Source organism: Aestuariibacter sp. A3R04 (genome assembly GCF_018860805.1).
GTDB lineage: Bacteria > Pseudomonadota > Gammaproteobacteria > Enterobacterales > Alteromonadaceae > Alteromonas.
This window is the reverse complement of sequence record NZ_JAHKQR010000002.1, coordinates 39395-55166: the sequence shown is the minus strand read 5'-3', so window position 1 is coordinate 55166 and position 15772 is coordinate 39395. Positions and strand designations below refer to the sequence as shown.

Annotated in this window: 14 protein-coding genes; 11 read left to right on the top strand and 3 right to left on the bottom strand. The window is 47.1% G+C overall.

What is annotated here, in order from left to right:
- Positions 1 to 27 precede the first annotated feature (27 nt).
- Positions 28 to 1485, bottom strand: coding sequence for an undecaprenyl-phosphate glucose phosphotransferase (locus KO518_RS03510; protein ID WP_216024453.1), 1458 nt, complete (start codon positions 1483 to 1485; stop codon positions 28 to 30).
- 277 nt (positions 1486 to 1762) lie between these two features.
- On the opposite strand from KO518_RS03510, the gene KO518_RS03505 reads away from it, so the two are divergent.
- From KO518_RS03505 to KO518_RS03495, 3 genes are read left to right on the top strand one after another with little or no spacing between them, the layout of a single operon-like run.
- Positions 1763 to 2959, top strand: coding sequence for an outer membrane beta-barrel protein (locus KO518_RS03505; protein ID WP_216024452.1), 1197 nt, complete (start codon positions 1763 to 1765; stop codon positions 2957 to 2959).
- A complete protein-coding gene (locus KO518_RS03500; RefSeq protein WP_216024451.1) occupies positions 2959 to 3513 on the top strand; it encodes a polysaccharide biosynthesis/export family protein in 555 nt (184 codons plus the stop codon). Before KO518_RS03505 ends, KO518_RS03500 begins: the two co-directional genes overlap by 1 nt.
- Positions 3514 to 3529: 16 nt before the next feature.
- Positions 3530 to 5746, top strand: a complete 2217-nt coding sequence (locus KO518_RS03495; protein WP_216024450.1) for a polysaccharide biosynthesis tyrosine autokinase — start codon at positions 3530 to 3532, stop codon at positions 5744 to 5746.
- A 106-nt stretch (positions 5747 to 5852) separates the two neighbouring features.
- Here KO518_RS03495 and KO518_RS03490 read toward each other — a convergent pair whose 3' ends face one another.
- Positions 5853 to 6269, bottom strand: a complete 417-nt coding sequence (locus tag KO518_RS03490) for a 3-phosphoshikimate 1-carboxyvinyltransferase (protein WP_216024449.1) — start codon at positions 6267 to 6269, stop codon at positions 5853 to 5855.
- 329 nt (positions 6270 to 6598) lie between these two features.
- Here KO518_RS03490 and KO518_RS03485 point away from each other — a divergent pair, with 329 nt between their 5' ends.
- The 4 genes from KO518_RS03485 to KO518_RS03470 are packed head-to-tail and all read left to right on the top strand — an operon-like array spanning position 6599 to position 11311.
- Positions 6599 to 7846, top strand: a complete 1248-nt coding sequence (locus tag KO518_RS03485; protein WP_252735880.1) for a glycosyltransferase — start codon at positions 6599 to 6601, stop codon at positions 7844 to 7846.
- Positions 7830 to 9149 carry an O-antigen ligase gene (locus KO518_RS03480; protein ID WP_216024448.1) on the top strand — a complete coding sequence of 440 codons (1320 nt, stop codon included), beginning with the start codon at positions 7830 to 7832 and terminating at the stop codon, positions 9147 to 9149. The genes KO518_RS03485 and KO518_RS03480 overlap by 17 nt, the downstream gene beginning before the upstream one ends.
- 36 nt (positions 9150 to 9185) lie before the next feature.
- Entirely contained in the window at positions 9186 to 10313 is a 1128-nt protein-coding gene (locus KO518_RS03475) for a glycosyltransferase family 4 protein (protein WP_216024447.1), read from the top strand.
- Positions 10313 to 11311 (top strand): hypothetical protein, encoded by a 999-nt coding sequence (locus KO518_RS03470; protein WP_216024446.1) that lies wholly within the window; start codon positions 10313 to 10315, stop codon positions 11309 to 11311. The genes KO518_RS03475 and KO518_RS03470 overlap by 1 nt, the downstream gene beginning before the upstream one ends.
- A gap of 27 nt (positions 11312 to 11338) precedes the next feature.
- Here KO518_RS03470 and KO518_RS03465 read toward each other — a convergent pair whose 3' ends face one another.
- The gene (locus KO518_RS03465) at positions 11339 to 12112 is read right to left on the bottom strand and encodes a sulfotransferase family 2 domain-containing protein (protein ID WP_216024445.1); all 774 of its coding nucleotides are present in this window, start codon (positions 12110 to 12112) and stop codon (positions 11339 to 11341) included.
- Positions 12113 to 12192: 80 nt separating this feature from the next.
- On the opposite strand from KO518_RS03465, the gene KO518_RS03460 reads away from it, so the two are divergent.
- From KO518_RS03460 to KO518_RS03445, 4 genes are all read left to right on the top strand, one after another.
- The gene (locus tag KO518_RS03460) at positions 12193 to 13083 is read left to right on the top strand and encodes a glycosyltransferase family A protein (RefSeq protein ID WP_216024444.1); all 891 of its coding nucleotides are present in this window, start codon (positions 12193 to 12195) and stop codon (positions 13081 to 13083) included.
- Between the two features lie 16 nt (positions 13084 to 13099).
- Positions 13100 to 13891 carry a Stf0 family sulfotransferase gene (locus KO518_RS03455; protein WP_216024443.1) on the top strand — a complete coding sequence of 264 codons (792 nt, stop codon included), beginning with the start codon at positions 13100 to 13102 and terminating at the stop codon, positions 13889 to 13891.
- Positions 13892 to 13962: 71 nt separating this feature from the next.
- A complete protein-coding gene (locus tag KO518_RS03450) occupies positions 13963 to 14766 on the top strand; it encodes a polysaccharide pyruvyl transferase family protein (RefSeq protein WP_252735879.1) in 804 nt (267 codons plus the stop codon).
- Between the two features lie 84 nt (positions 14767 to 14850).
- The gene (locus tag KO518_RS03445) at positions 14851 to 15690 is read left to right on the top strand and encodes a class II glutamine amidotransferase (protein ID WP_216024442.1); all 840 of its coding nucleotides are present in this window, start codon (positions 14851 to 14853) and stop codon (positions 15688 to 15690) included.
- Positions 15691 to 15772: the final 82 nt, after the last annotated feature.

The window sequence follows — 15772 nt, the reverse complement described above, 5'->3', positions numbered from 1 at the left end:
TCTGCTTCACGGCGGTGGGGATGAAAGCTAATAAGCATTGGGGCTTTTGAATCCGACAGTCATGGTTTTAAAAATGATTTTAAGATCGAAAATAACTGACCATCTATGCATGTAATCTAAGTCATAGGCCACGCGCTTGGCCATTTTATCCACGGTTTCTGTTTCGCCTCGCAAACCGTTCACCTGAGCCCAACCTGTAATTCCTGGTTTCACTTTATGACGAAGCATATAACCTGTGATCAATTTCCGATATTGTTCGTTGTGGGCGATTGCGTGAGGCCGCGGCCCGACAATCGACATTCTGCCCTGTAACACATTAATAAACTGGGGTAATTCGTCCAGCGATGTACGGCGTAAAAAAGCGCCTAATGGGGTGACACGAGGATCGTTTTTGGTGGCTTGTTTTACTATCTCGCCGTTATCCTGGGTGGTCATGGAGCGAAATTTATAGACGGTAATTTCCTTACCGTCTAGTCCGTAGCGCTTTTGTCTGAAAATGGCCGGACCCGGTGACGTCAATTTCACCGCTGCGCTGATGGCGAGCATGGGAAGGGCTAACATCGCGAGAATTACACTACCTAGTACCACGTCTTCAACGCGTTTTAATATATTACTGGCGCCCTGAAAAGGAGTGTCGTAAATACTCAGTGCTTGAACGTTACCGACACTTTGCCACCGAGAGTGCAACAGCGTATGCATAAAAAAGTTCGGGATCAGATAGACATTCGCCGTAGTGTCGCTACACTTTTCAAGAATGGCTTTAATGCGTTCTTCTGCCGCTGTGGGCAAGGCAATGTAGATATAATCCACCTGACGTCGTCGCGCCATCTCTATGGCCTGGTCAATACTGCCGTTTAAATGCTGCCGACATTGCTCGTCCACACGCGCCATGGGGCGGTCGTCGTACATTCCCTGAAAGTGAATGCCCAATTGATCGTTTTCTATCATTTGGTTAGCCATATTCAGCGCGACGTCATTTGCGCCTATGATGATAGCTGAACGGCTATTCAGTCCGCTCCGTCTGATTGAGAACAACACCTGACGCATTGCAATGCGCCAAACAGACAATGTCACAAGAGCACTGGCGAACCAAATTCCAGTTTCCTGGGTGGGTAACTGGCCAGTTGGTGGAAGAAAAAAACCAACACAAAGTGTAACGAAGAAGCTAATTGCACCTGCGTACAGCGCAGTTCTAATCATGGCGGTTATGTGGCTCGAACGCCAGGAGCGATATAAATCTAACCCTTCCGCAGACAGTTGATAGACCACTACACTGGTGAAAAGAAGTAGAAGCGCAGAAGTAGACAAGGCCACCGAATAATAATAGAGCGCTGCGAAAAAACACAGTGAAATGACGGCCAGATCAATCAGGCGATATAGGGTGGAAAAGCTACTTTGATGAGAACTCGAGATGCCGTTGCGAGAACGAGTGCCAGCAGTGTTGTCTCTTATCAGCGTCTGATTGTGCAGTAGATTGAATTTCATCCGGGTATCTCCAAAAAATAACAAAAGCCAATAAATTCAGTAGAGTGGAGCTTTTTTCGGTACTTGCTTGCGACATTCGCAATGGCTGAATACAAGGTCTTTTGCATTTCTCATACCAATTGAATTGAGCCGGTTAAGTCATCACTGCGCCTGCGGGGTACTGGCACATAAATCGCATGCGCACCTTCATAACGCAGCGGTTCATCACGTTGACGCTGCGGTGTTGCTGTGCGACATGGTCGTACTCTACGTTTTAAATCACTTATGCGGAGAACCTATGTCAAAACGGACTTCAAGCGCCATTCTCATGTCCTTGTACTCGCTTTCGGCGGCAGCACAGGAAGAAGGAACTGTTCGATTAGGGAAGTTCGATTTCAAGCCGGTTCTAACCACGGATGTCGCGCACATTGACAATGTCACCTATGCCAGTGAAAACGACGAAAATAAGACGAGTTGGGTGACGGTCATATCGCCGGAGGTGAGTGCTTATACCACTGTTGATGGGCACGACATCACTATGGGCTATCGGTTGGAAAGAGGTGAATACCATGCTAGTCATGCGGATAACTACACGGACCATTTCGCCCATATAAAAGGGAATTTCACCATTAGTGATCGCCATCGGTTGGTTGCAAAGTTTCAGCATGAGGCCGGACACGACGAGCGCGGTCGGCGTTTTTCAAACGGTTTTGGCAATGCGTTGACCGCCGTGGACACGTATAAAAACAACGAAGTGAGCACTATCTATTCCTATGGTGCAGTGTCATCGTTTGGCAAGGTAGATCTGTCAGCCGCTTATGAAACGTTAGACTACGACAATGACAGCGAACTGTACCTGATTCGCGACAGAAGTGCGACTAAAGTAGGGGCGGAATTTACCTACCGCCTCTTCGACGGCACAAATTTGATTGTAGATGCTGATCGAAACGACATTAATTACGATATTTCCACCAGTCCCAACAAGCCGTTGGACAGCACCGAACACAGCATACTGGCTGGCGTTTCCTGGAACGTAAATGCCGCTACTAACAGTTTTGCCAAGTTGGGCTATAAAGAAAAAACCTTTGATGCAGCAACGCGAGATGATTTTTCCGGTATGGCTTGGGAGGTGGGGATGCGCTGGCTGCCCTACAGTTATTCCCAGCTCACCTTCTCTACGAAACAAGACACCAGGGAAACAAACGGTGAAGCTGACTTTATTCGCAGCCGGGATTATGCCGCAATGTGGGAACACAGTTGGCTGGAGCGGTTTTCTACAACCGCCACCCTGGCTTTCATGAATGATGAATATGTAGGTGATGTTGAGGATTTACGCGACGACGAGGCGACTAAAGTAACAATGCAGGCCGACTATGTCTTCAGACGTTGGTTAACTGTTGGACTTTATTATTCGTTGAGCCAGCGAAACAGCAATCGGCAGGAGATTGAGTACGACAGAAGTGTATATGGTGTGATGGCAAAGGTGAACTTGTAATGAGTGTAAACGTGCTGGGCAGTCGTTGGCTTGTTGTTGCTATCTTTTTGCTTTGCCATTTCATCGTGCAGGCTCAGGAAGTCAATCCGGATATGCGTTCTTACCAGTTGGGTGTGGGCGATAAAATTCTCATTAGCGTGTTTGGACAAAGTGAGTTGACCATGGAAACGCGCGTGCCTGATATCGGCAAAATTAATTACCCGTTTCTCGGCGAACTCAAGTTGGTAGGACTCACATTATCTGAAGTTGAAAAGCTAATATACGGTGGCCTTGAAGGTGACTACCTAGTGGAACCTTCAGTGGCTGTGTCTATCGTTGAATACCGGCCATTTTTTATCGATGGTGAAGTGAAGCGGCCCGGAGGCTATCCGTATCAACCGGGTCTTACGGTGAATAAAGCTGCTGCACTGGCGGGGGGCTACACCGAAAGGGCGTCTCACTCCGACATTATCATTGTCAGAGAGGGTCAGCAGGTCACGGAAACGCTGGAAGTACCTGTGAGTCATCGCATACAGCCCGGCGATATCATTACTATCCCTCAACGATTTTTCTGATAAATAAGGAATACCGATGTCATCAAGCAAGATGGATCCCACGAAGGCGGGTATCCTTGACGATGAAACAATTGACTTTGCGCATTACTGGCAGGTATTAAAACGATATCTGGGACGGATTTTTGTTCTGGCAATGCTCTTTACGGTATTGGTGGCCTCAGTTGTGACGAAACTAACGCCAGTGTATTCTGCAACGGCCAGTTTACTTATTGAGTCATCTGTGGCCAATGTGATGTCTATTGAGGAAGTGTATAAATCGGATACGTCCCGCAAGGATTACATGCGCACTCAGTATAAAATTCTTCAGTCACGTCAGGTAGCGGCCCGCGCGGTAGACGAATTGGATTTGTCAAATGACCCTGTTTTCATGCCTGTTGCTGAACAATCCCCAACGCTGGTTGATCGGGTCAAGCAGTGGCTGGTGACCAAATTGCCTGTGAAGAACAAAAGGCATCAGCCGCCGCTAACCGATGAGCAAAGGGCTGAGAAACGCAGACTCGCTGCAATAAACAAGTTGATGAAGTCAATAGCAGTGTCACTAGTGGAAAACACGCAGGTTATCACCATCACTGCGACCAGTGAATCCCCTGACTTGGCGGCAGCCATTGCCACTACCATGGGCAATGTGTACGTAGAAAACTACCTGCAGGCAAAAGTAGAAATGACTACCAAAGCTACGTCTTTCCTCACCGAAAGTATGGAAAGGCTGCGGGACAAGTTAACAAAAGCGGAAGCTGACTTGTCGGCGTTTTACGAAGAAAACGAGTTAGTTAATTTGTCCAATGGCGTGGTAGGGCTGGCGGCTGAGGAATTGGAGCAGCGCAGTGAGCAGTTGCTAAAAGCAGAGACTGTATTAAAGCAGAACCGCGCGATTTACCAACAGACCCAGCAGAACGGTGCCGATTACCATGCTTTAGCCAGGTTGCCGGAAGTGCTTAATCACCCCAGCATTCAGAGTGTACGGCGCCAGGAAGCACAGGCTATGAGCCGGGTGTCTGAGCTCAGTAAGGTTTTTGGCCCCAAGCATCCGCAAATGATAGCTGCAAACGCCGAGTTGTCATCTGTACGTAACACATTGCAACAACAAATTCGCGATTTGATTTCAAGTATTACCACTCAGTATCAGGCGTCTCAGGAGCGAGTGGCTACTTTGCAGGCGGAGGTTGCCAAGGCAAAAGCTGAATACCGGAAGCTGTCGACACTGGAAAATGAGCGCAGAAGTTTACAGCGGGAAGTCGATATAAACCAACAATTATACAACTCTATGTTTACCCGGTTAAAAGAAACCAGTGAAATGGGCGGGTTTGAATCGGCAAATGCCCGAGTACTGGATCCGGCCCCTGTGCCGAATAATCCCACAGCACCAAATAAAACCATGTTAATCGCAGCCGCATTCGCAGTGAGTTTTGGCTTTGGTGTGTTGCTGGCGTTCTTCCTCGAGGCCATGAACAGTGGTGTTCGCTCTATAGATGACGTGGAGAAAAAACTCGGTCAGCGCATGCTCGGACTCATTCCAGCTCTTCCGGTGAAACGCAAAACGGCACTGGCGCTGCGGACGTTTTTCAATCACCAGCATCATCAGTTTAGCGAGGCTGTCAGAACGCTGAGAACGAGCTTATCGTTGATTAATCATGACAGGCGACACAAGGCTATTTTGGTGACATCATCAGTACCGAAAGAAGGTAAAACCACTGTATCAATAAATCTGTCATTCGCTTTGGGTCAGCTGGACAAAACTATACTAGTCGATGCCGACTTAAGGCGTCCGGCGGTGGGAAAGCGATTTAACGTGCCTAATTATCAGCCGGGTCTTTCTAATCTTATTATGCAAACCCACGATTTGGCGGAGTGTGTGGTGCATGATGAACAATCGGGTATTGATATGATTTGTGCGGGCAGTATTCCTTCCAACCCCCAAGAGTTATTGGCCGGTGACGGCTTTAACGCCCTTATTGAGACGCTTAAGCGCAGGTACAAATACGTGGTGGTTGATACCGCGCCCACTCAGGCGGTGTCTGATGCCATGGTGGTTTCCAAAAGCTGTGACTCTGTGCTTTACGTGGTGAAAGCCGATAGTACTAGTGAAAAGCTGATTAACAACGGGCTGGGGCGCTTTCTCCAAGTGGGTCATCGTGTGGATGGCGTGGTGTTAAATCAGGTTGATTTGAAAAAGTCAGACGTTTCCGCCCGCTATGGTGGGTTCTATGATCAATATGGCTATAGCGCAACTTAGTGGACAAAGGCTTTCACAGCGTCATTGGGTATGAGCAACGGACGGCGCAATACCTTTGGACAGTAATACTAAAGTCCTGCGCAAACGCGCCGTTTTCATCTCCGGGTTAATGGTTGAGAATGTTCGCCTTAAACCAGGTCCAAATTCCTAAGGAAAAATTTTCGAACAAGTTAATGCCCAGGGCCGATTTAATCAAATAGAGGACCAGCAGGCCAAACAAAGTGCTGAAGGTAACAAACAGTGCGAGCATTAAGGCCAGTGTTGCCCGACTTATTTGCTGTTCCAGTCGCGATAGTTCCCGGCGGTTTCTGCCGGCTAGGAAAACAAAATAGAAACTGGAACGCCAAATATTTATGGTGCCCCGCACGTCGACCTTGTGACGGGCCCAGCTTCTGCCGCCAAGGGCTTTGTTGATTGCGATAAGCTGCGATTCGCTGAAAGATGCAGCAGTCTCGGGAGACATTTTACTCAACAGACGCTCTATTGCCTGGGATTCGTGTACAGGATGGCGATCTTCGCTCACAGTGATTCTCTTTACGTGTTTAGCAAACCCATAATGATACCCTATTAATGCCATATTTCACGCCTCGAAGATGTTCTTTTATTCACGGGAGTTACTGTAGCTAACCAGCAACACATTCTTCTCTATGGCCAGGAAATGGAGACGAAAGTGTAACGCTTAGACCAGAAAAACCGTGAGTGTAAAGTTGTTTTACTTTCTGACTACTTCCTTTTTTTTTGCTTTTATTATTTATTTACAGTGGCTTAGTTGAATTCCTTAAAGAAGGGGATGGGGGCTCTATTTGGCTTTTCGGATAGCTGATGGGTCGATAGAAACAGTTGGCACACTTGATGAATAAAAAAGAAGGAAGTCAGTTAAATTCCGTATCAAACCTGGCTATTTGCCGCGACGACAGTCTACGAGGAACACCTATGAACCAGGCCAACACCGCCATAGCGTTTATCATTAACTCCTTAGAAGGGGGTGGGGCTGAGCGTGTTATGTGTAAGCTTCTGTCTATTATGGAAAAAGACTTCGCGGCTCGAGACCTTGACGTGCACCTCATTTTGTTGGATGACGTGCCGCAGGCTCAGCAGTGTCCAAGGTATGTTCAAAAGCATGTCCTTGATACCAAAGGGAGTTTGCACAATGGGTATAGTGCGTTAAAAAAACTGCTGAGTGCGATAAATCCTTCTATCTGCCTGAGTTTTCTTACCCGCGCTAACCTGCTCAATGTGAAAATTGGAAAAAAACTGGGTTATCGGGCCATCATTAGTGAGCGTGTGAATACCAGCAGCCATTTGTCTGGTGGCATAAAAGATCTTATATCTAAATGCTTGATTCGCATGGTTTATCCGTCTGCTGACGCTGTAATAGCGGTATCTGAAGGAGTAAAAGCAGACCTGGTGGCACACTTTGGCGTAGCAGAGAACCGTGTCCACACCATTTATAACCCCTATAACATAAACACCATTAATGCCATGGCGAACGAATGGGTAGATGATTTACCTGCACGACCCTACATCGTTGCCACTGGGCGATTGGTGAAAAACAAGAATTTTACATTATTGCTGGAAGCGCTGGCGGCATCCAGGTTGACCCATGATCTTGTAATACTGGGGCAGGGTGAGGAACAGTCGGAGTTGGAAGCGAAAGCGCATGCTTTAGGAATTTCTCATCGGGTTCACTTACTGGGTTTTAAAAGCAACCCGTACCCCTATATTCGTCACGGCACTTTTTTCGTGTCTACCTCCAACGCAGAAGGGTTTCCCAATGCTATTGCTGAAGCCATGTGTTTGGGTAAAGCTGTGGTGGCGACGAACTGTGAATCAGGCCCTGCCGAAATACTTACCGGTGAGTATCCCTATTCAGTGAAAGGGTTCAAAGCAGAGGCATTCGGCTGTATTTGCGAAGTCAATAATGTTCAGGCCGTTGCCGACGCACTTAATTTTATGGCTGACGAACACCAGGTAGACAACTATGCCAAACGCAGTATGGGACGAGCTACTACGTTCAGCAATACGCTTTTCAAACAGCGCTTGCAGGAAGTGTTAGGACTTACTAACAAAGCGGGGGCCGCGCATGTTTCTGTTAGTTAAAGTCGCCTTTGCTCTGCTGAGTGCGTGGTTGGTCTATCAGGCAGTCAGGAAAAAGTGCAACAAGTATCTCGCCTTTGTTGTTATTGCAGTGTGGTTGCGCTTTTTCCTGGCTGCTTTTCATCAGATTACGTATACGCCGTTGGTGGCTGGATTTTCAATTAACGCTCTGGCGTCTATTGGTATCGCGTTATCCGGCTTGATGTTGCTCCCGCCCAGGGTTTTTCAGCTACGCGTCCTTGTGCCCCTGTATGGCTTTATTGCTGTTATTGTGCTCAGTGGGCTGATCAACGGCAGTGTAAGTGGTCTGATAAACGTCATGGTTAAGTGGGTATTTTTCCTTTCCGTGACCTGCGCTATGTTCATGGCAATTCGAAAAACAGACAAAGATTTTGCGTTAAGAAAACTGCTTGTGGCTTTTTTCCTACCTGTGTCACTGGCCATCATGTCAGTGATTTTGGGGGAGGTGAAAGCTACGGAAGCAGACGGTTCTGCCAGTTATATTGGCGGGTACAACCACGAAGCAGCGTTCTCCATGATTATCGCGGGGTTTATACTCGTTGTTGGATTGTTGTCCCCTGGCTACATTCGTTTTCGCGGGCCCTTGTTTATACTTGGTTGCGCTGTGCTGGTGCTGGTGAATTACAGGACTTCGGTGCTGGCCATTCTGCCCATCGCTGCCTTATTTGCTTATACCGCCATGGCTGCCAGGGTACCTACTCGTCATCAAGCTGTGTTCTTTGTCACCGCGATATTCGGTTTAAGTGTGCTGTTTCTTGTTGCCTTTTACACCATGCAAGACCGCTTTGCGGATGTGGTTGTCTTTTTGACCAGTTTGGATGAACTGATAAAAGCCCCGTTTTATTATTCAGATGCCCAGCGCGATATATTCTCTGCACGTGTCTATTTGTGGAGTATGTATATCTACGACTACGTCAATGGTTCTCTCATTCATCAAATCATTGGTTGGGGCCCTGAATCATGGGCAGGCGTGTTTCCTAAATACGCACACAACACATACGTATCATATCTGTATGAGTACGGTCTTGTGGGTCTGCTCGCGTTCCTGATCGCCGTGCTCAGTTTGTTGAAGCATGCTTACAGAAATAAGAACAGGCAATTTTCTCTGATGCTTTGTTCTTCCATGGTGGGGTTCCTCATTATGAACTTTGCCACAATGCCTCTTTGGAATATCGAGGGGCTGATTCTTTTCGCCATTTTAATTGGCAACGCCATCGGACCGGTGAAACTCCCACGCAACGACTGGTTTGCTTCGCCTGCCTTTGCGTCTCGTTTGGCTAACTGATCTTTCTCAGTACTCACTGAGATATTGGAGAATACTATGAAATTATGTGCCGTTGGATTAAGAGGAATTCCGGATGTTATGGGTGGGATAGAATCTCACTGTCAGCAACTTTATCCGCGGTTGGTCAAGTCAGGCATGGATGTCACAGTGATCTGCCGCTCGCCCTATGTCGATGCATCCCGGGATGAGTACGAAGGGGTTAAGCTTCGTTCTGTATGGACAGTGAAACACAAATTTATCGAAACGTTTTTGCATACTTTTTTAGCCATTTTCTACGCACGCTTTGTGGTAAAACCTGATGTTTTACATATTCATGGCATTGGCCCTGCACTATTTACTCCGCTGGCCAAACTGTTGGGTATGCAAGTGATGGTCACGCACCATGGGGCAGATTACGACCGTCAGAAGTGGAATCAGTTTGCAAAAAAAGTACTGATGTTTGGTGAAAACATGGCAGTGAAGTTTTCTGACCGTGCCATTGTGGTTGGGCAGTCGTTAACCAGAAGCTTAAGACAGCGCTTCACTGGCAAGGCTAATCGTATTGTGTTTGTGCCAAACGGGGCGAAAACCGATATGAATACGGAAATACCTGCTGAGGCCTTGCCTAAAGACCTTGGTATACAACCAGGTAAGTATGTACTTACTGTGGGGCGTCTCGTTCCTGAGAAAGGGTTTCACGACTTAGTCGATGCGCACAGGAAAGCGAATACAGACCTCAAATTGGTAGTTGTCGGCGGTGCAGACCACGAAGACGACTATTCTAGGAGTCTGGAAGAACAAGCCAGTGAGAACATTATTTTCGCCGGTCGTCGTCAAGGCGCTGAGCTGATTGCACTGTATAAATTTGCCCGGGTATTTGTGTTGCCGTCTTATCATGAGGGGTTGCCCATTGTGGCATTAGAAGCCATCAGTGCCGGTACAGAAGTGTTGCTCAGCGACATTACCCCTAATACAGATATTGGTTTACCTGATGATGCTTATTTCAAGGTAGGTGACACGGACGCGCTCGCCAATAAACTAACAAACATCGACAGCTTGGCGCTGGCTATTAACAAAGAAGCATTTTTAAGTACCTTCAATTGGGATGCTATTTCAGACGATACCTATACCATTGCAAACAATTTGGCATTGGGTATTCCAGTACAGCCGATATCTGCAGGTTAATGAATCACATGCCAGCAAAAGCCAGGCTTTTTTTGTACCCGTTTGAGCACAGTAATGGGGTGATAGCCCGTCTTAAAGAGACATTTGAAGACCTAGGTTACGAGTTGTATCCGTTCAAAGGTCTCTTCCGTCCTGCTCATATGTTTTCCCGCAGTGAAAACTGGCTGGTTTTAAATTGGTATGAAGATCAACCCTTCAGAAAGGGGGAAGGAGTAGTTAGGCGAGGAGTATTCCTCATTGCCTTCGTACTTACTTTACTTTCATTGCGTCTTTTTAGTAACAAAGTGGTGTGGGTGAGGCACAATTACAAGCCACACAATATTTCCGCAAAATCACATTTTTACCGGTTTGTTATTTGGTTGCTTCAAACCGTTGCAGACCGGATAGTGACGCTTGAAATGACATCCAACATCGACAGCAGTGTGGTTAAACACCCACTGTATTTTCGCGATAGGGATATTAAACAATCCCTGAATATAACAAGTGATACTCAACGGGATACCGACTTTTTGTATTTTGGTTCCATAAAACCATACAAGCGTTTGGACAAATTACTGTCGGTTTGGCCGGTGGACAAAGCGCTGCGCGTGTTGGGATTTTGCGCAGACAAGCAGTATGCAATGTTACTTTATCAATTGATAGAACGACGAGGATTGCAAGTGGATTGGAATAACGAATTTGTTCAGGATGAAACGCTGGAGCAAGCGGTCTCAGATACCCGCTTTGTGATTATGGCTCACGATGACAATGCAATGATTTCATCAGGTACGTTTTATATGGCAATCAGTATGGGGGCTAACGTACTGTGTTTTGATTCCGCCTTTGCCAGAATGAAAGCCAGAGAGTTTCCCTTTGTGAAAATCATTGATGCAGAAAATTTGGCAGAGCAGTTGTCGACACTGCAATATGAACATCCCTCCAGCGTATTAAACCAAGCCGTTGAGCGCTACGGCGAAGAAGCCATTCGGGAGTCTTGGCGGGTGGTGCTTACGCCTTGACGCGTCGCGACTAACTCGCCTTACCCCTTACCAGGCACTTACCTGCTCGTAAATCGCCGTATCAATTTGGCTCAGTGCGGTAATGCTCTCCATTAATTTTTTATCATCGGTGATAGAAGCCAATGCGCGTCGGTTTGGACTGGCGTTTTTACTACCTATTTGCAAACTGGCGTTGAAACGTTGATTGAAATCCGCTTCCCATTTTGCCATCTTGTCCAACGTACCGACCACAGAAAACCGACGCAAATTTGCAACAGAACGAGCAATGGCTTCCTCAGGAGCAGCCAGTATATCCTTCACATCCTGTATGCCTGAAAAGTATCGGGCGTAGGTCAAAGCTGAATGAATTGCTTTTTCAGAAGCGAGGTAAGCCTCTATTTCGCGGTCGTCTTTTTGCCACTCTGAGGCTTTAAAACGGTTGTAAACATACTCAGAAATAAAACGGTCAACCGGGTTTCTGAGTATGGTTAAAAAGTGCCAGTCTTTGTAAAATTCACTGACTACTTCAGGTCTGGCCACGCAGTGCCCCGTGGTGAATAACTGGTTGTGGTTACTGAGCTGAAATATCAGCTGAGCTTCTCTTGCTGTCATCATGTTAATACCAAGCAGTGATTCACACTGACGGCTGCCGGGTAAAGAGATATGACCGCTGTAGCGTGTTGCTTTGAGAAACACTGGATAGATTGCGCGATATATAGCGTTGGACAGTGACACTCCGGCACATTTAGGCACATGGCAGAAAAATATTTTCGGATATCGTTCCAAAAAGCTTTCCAATTGCCTTTTAAACATTTCTTGCATGATTCTTGCTCCGTTCTTTCCAGGTCCGGGTACTCTTTATAGATTCCCCGATAGAAACTTGTTAACTCACAGGGATCCCGATGAGCTTCAAATTCAGTGTTGTGATTACAACGTTTAACCGACCAGCAGAACTAAAAGAGGCGCTTGATGGTGTTTATGCGCAAATTGAGCAGCCGCTGGAAGTTATTGTTGTTAATGATGCATCTTCCTTGCCATATGAGGAAATTGTTGCTGGTTTTTCTGACAAGCCTCACTTTCACTATCACTACCTCAGTGAATCGTCGGGGGCGAACAAAGCCAGGAATATTGGTGTTGAGCGGGCGCAGGGCGACGTAATTGCGTTTCTCGACGATGACGACGTCTGGTTACCCGACTATCTGCTGGAGCACAAAAAAGCCTATGAAAGCGGCGCAGATGCCGTGGTGAGCGGGTACCAGAATTTAGGTAGAAAAGACGAAGTGTATGTGCAACCGTCTGAGCAGGTAGAGCTATCGATTTTGCGTACCGGTAATCAATACTGTGGCATGAGCGGCTTTAGTATTCGAAGACACATCGCGTTAAAAGAACGCTTTGATGAAACCCTGCCGAATGGGCAAGATTGGGATATGTACGTACGGCTACATCAGCAAGGATATTCGCTGGCAAACATTCCCAAACCTATTTTTCTCTATCGGTTTATGAACATGGATGGCATTGGCGCAAGAGTCGCCAAAATGACCCCGGAAGCTGCGTTAATCAGGCTGCGATCAGCAGAGAAACACAAACAATTTTTAGGTGAGGAGAATTACCGCAGAAGGGTGGCAGCCCAATTACTGGTTTACCTGCCCTTAAAGCGTCAGAAGCTTAAATGGGTAATGACTTCTGTTCGGCTGGCCGGGCTCCGGATCACTGTCAGTCATATAATTGCAGTGACCGCGAAAAAAGTGCGTCAGCGAATAGGTTCGCAAAAAAAACAAACTGTCGTCACATAAGACAGAGGAGTTGGTTATGGAGTTGTATCAGGATCAATTTTCGGCAGAATACGATTATCCCCATCAAACACAAACCAGCAAAACCCTGGTTATTGCGTCAACGGTGCGTTCGGGAAGTCATATGTTAGGCCATGTGCTCAGACAAACCGATGCCTTCGGATTCCCCTTGGAGTACGTTAACAAGCACAATCTAAGTGAGTGGAAAAAGCGCTTTAATCGGCGCTCTCTGTCTGGGGTATTGGAGGATGTTATGGCCAAACGCACGTCGCCAAATGGCGTCTTTGGAATAAAAATTCACTATAGTCACATCGCGCGGTTTGGTGGTTTTTCTGCGCTTTGTGAAATGTTGCCTAATCCGCATTTTGTGCTGTTAACCAGAGAAGACGTGATGGCGCAAGCGGTGTCTTTGGCCATAGCAAGACAAACCGGTTCATGGATTTCAGGCCAGAGCGACACGCGCAATGAACCTGAGTACAGGTTTTCTGATATTGACGACGGACTGCGCCGCGTGTGTATGGAAAATGCGTCGTGGCAATATGCGTTGTCAGCTTCTGGTCGCCGATATATGCAAATACACTTCTCCGACGTAAAAGCAAATACGGCAAATGCGGTACTCAGAATTGCAGATTTTATGGGCGTGGCGGTGGATACCAGAAAAATCCCCCAAGTGCCAGTAACGAAAAGTCAGGGAAGTGAACTGAATAAACAGTGGTTGACCAAATTTCAACAGGAATTTGATGGCGACAATGAGTTGTTGCGCTACAACCCCGAGAGTATGTGGCACAAGTTGTCGAAGAAATTGTCCTGACAGGTGCTGTTACAAAGTGTCTCCTAAGGTAGTTGTGCTGGGCGTCGCACCGCAGTTGAGGTATTTGGAAGATGAAAATGTTAAATCAATGGGCTGAAAAGCAGATACTGTTACAAGAGAAGAAACGGATTTACTGGTGGCAGTCGAAAAAAGATCATCGCCCCAATATAGGGGATTACGTCGCCTATGATTTGGTCAAACGTGTATTGGCTATGAAGGGAAAGTTGGTCAGTGATAAACGCGATCCGAACACTAAGTTGGTAAGCGTTGGATCTGTACTGCATTTTGCCCGCAACGGGGATGCGTTATGGGGGACCGGCTACAACCAGAAAATGGGCGATAAAGTTATCCAGTTTGAACACCTGGACGTGCGGGCCGTGAGAGGACCACTAACACGGCAATACTTGATGAATCGCGGTATTGAAGTACCTGAAGTATACGGTGATCCAGCCTTATTATTGCCGTATTTTTACAACAAGCGACTTATGGAAAAGCCAGATAAACACCCCTTTATTATTATTAATCACATGAACGACAACATGGAGCAGTATACAGGCTTCGAACAACACCTGGTGTCACCAATGCAATATCCAGGGTCATTTATTGAGGCCATAGTGAACAGCAAACGGGTGATTTCCAGCAGTCTTCACGGTGTTATTATCGCCGAAGCTTATGGCATACCTGCGGTGTTCTACAAATCAAACAGCGGTGAAGCCATGTTTAAATACGAAGATTACTACCAAGGAACCGGTCGGTATGAGATCCCAGTGGCCACAAGCCTGGAAGAAGGGATAGCGATGACTTTGGCGTCGCCCCCAGACTTTACCCGTATTACAGATAAACTCTACCAGGCTTTCCCTTTTGATCTGTGGTAGCCGTGAAATCCCGGCAAGAGCAGTTGAATAGCGCGAGCAGGTTGGCTATTCTCTTCGCATAGCGATTTGTAGTAAGGACAAGCTGTGTGCGAACTTCTCGGAATGAGTGCCAATACCCCCACTGATTTGTGTTTCAGTTTTACTGGGTTAACCCGCCGTGGGGGAGAAACTGGTCCGCATAAAGATGGCTGGGGTGTCGCGTTTTACGAGGGGAAGGGCGTACGTCTTTTTCATGATCCCGAGCCTTGCGCCACCTCTCAAATTGCCGAGTTTGTGAGTAAGTTGCCCATTAAGAGCAAGACCGCTGTTTGTCATATTCGCCAAGCTAACGTAGGGAATATTCACCTTTCAAATACCCACCCTTTTACCCGCGAGTTGTGGGGACGCTACTGGGTGTTCGCGCACAATGGTCAAATCCCAGGTTTTACCCGTTCTCAAGGCATGTATGAGCCTGTCGGTGGTACCGATAGCGAAGAGCTGTTTTGCGATTTAATGAATCAAGTACGCAATACCTTGCCACGGGACGCCATGCCCCGTCAACTGGGTGATTTACTGGTGTCATTGAGTCAGGAATATGCTCAGCAAGGCGTCTTCAATTGCCTCTTGAGCAATGGTGACTGGCTATTCACTTTTTGCAGTACAAAACTGGCGAGTATTACCCGTCGCGCGCCGTTTGGCCCGGCGTGCCTAAAAGATGTGGAAGTAAAAATAGACTTTGCCGCCGAAACGACGCCAAAGGATGTAGTGAGTATTATTGCTACTGAACCCCTGACCCACGACGAAGAATGGGACATTTACGAGCGAGGTGAGTGGAGGTTATGGCAACTGGGCGAAATTATTGCCAGTGGAAAAGTGGATGTGCCCGTACACAAAAGTGAAGCCGCTATGGTGAGCCCGGCTAATATGCCGATAGACTGGAATTAGGCAAGAATACAGCGCACACTAAGCATATAAGACTTGTTAAGTGTGGTGCGTCTTATTTGCCCTTTGTACGTATTCCGCCATG

Coding starts and splice junctions, on each gene's coding strand:
- KO518_RS03510 (WP_216024453.1), bottom strand. CDS start 1,485: ATGAAATTCAATCTACTGCACAATCAGACGCTGATAAGAGACAACACT.
- KO518_RS03505 (WP_216024452.1), top strand. CDS start 1,763: ATGTCAAAACGGACTTCAAGCGCCATTCTCATGTCCTTGTACTCGCTT.
- KO518_RS03500 (WP_216024451.1), top strand. CDS start 2,959: ATGAGTGTAAACGTGCTGGGCAGTCGTTGGCTTGTTGTTGCTATCTTT.
- KO518_RS03495 (WP_216024450.1), top strand. CDS start 3,530: ATGTCATCAAGCAAGATGGATCCCACGAAGGCGGGTATCCTTGACGAT.
- KO518_RS03485 (WP_252735880.1), top strand. CDS start 6,599: ATGAATAAAAAAGAAGGAAGTCAGTTAAATTCCGTATCAAACCTGGCT.
- KO518_RS03480 (WP_216024448.1), top strand. CDS start 7,830: ATGTTTCTGTTAGTTAAAGTCGCCTTTGCTCTGCTGAGTGCGTGGTTG.
- KO518_RS03475 (WP_216024447.1), top strand. CDS start 9,186: ATGAAATTATGTGCCGTTGGATTAAGAGGAATTCCGGATGTTATGGGT.
- KO518_RS03470 (WP_216024446.1), top strand. CDS start 10,313: ATGAATCACATGCCAGCAAAAGCCAGGCTTTTTTTGTACCCGTTTGAG.
- KO518_RS03465 (WP_216024445.1), bottom strand. CDS start 12,112: ATGCAAGAAATGTTTAAAAGGCAATTGGAAAGCTTTTTGGAACGATAT.
- KO518_RS03460 (WP_216024444.1), top strand. CDS start 12,193: ATGAGCTTCAAATTCAGTGTTGTGATTACAACGTTTAACCGACCAGCA.
- KO518_RS03455 (WP_216024443.1), top strand. CDS start 13,100: ATGGAGTTGTATCAGGATCAATTTTCGGCAGAATACGATTATCCCCAT.
- KO518_RS03450 (WP_252735879.1), top strand. CDS start 13,963: ATGAAAATGTTAAATCAATGGGCTGAAAAGCAGATACTGTTACAAGAG.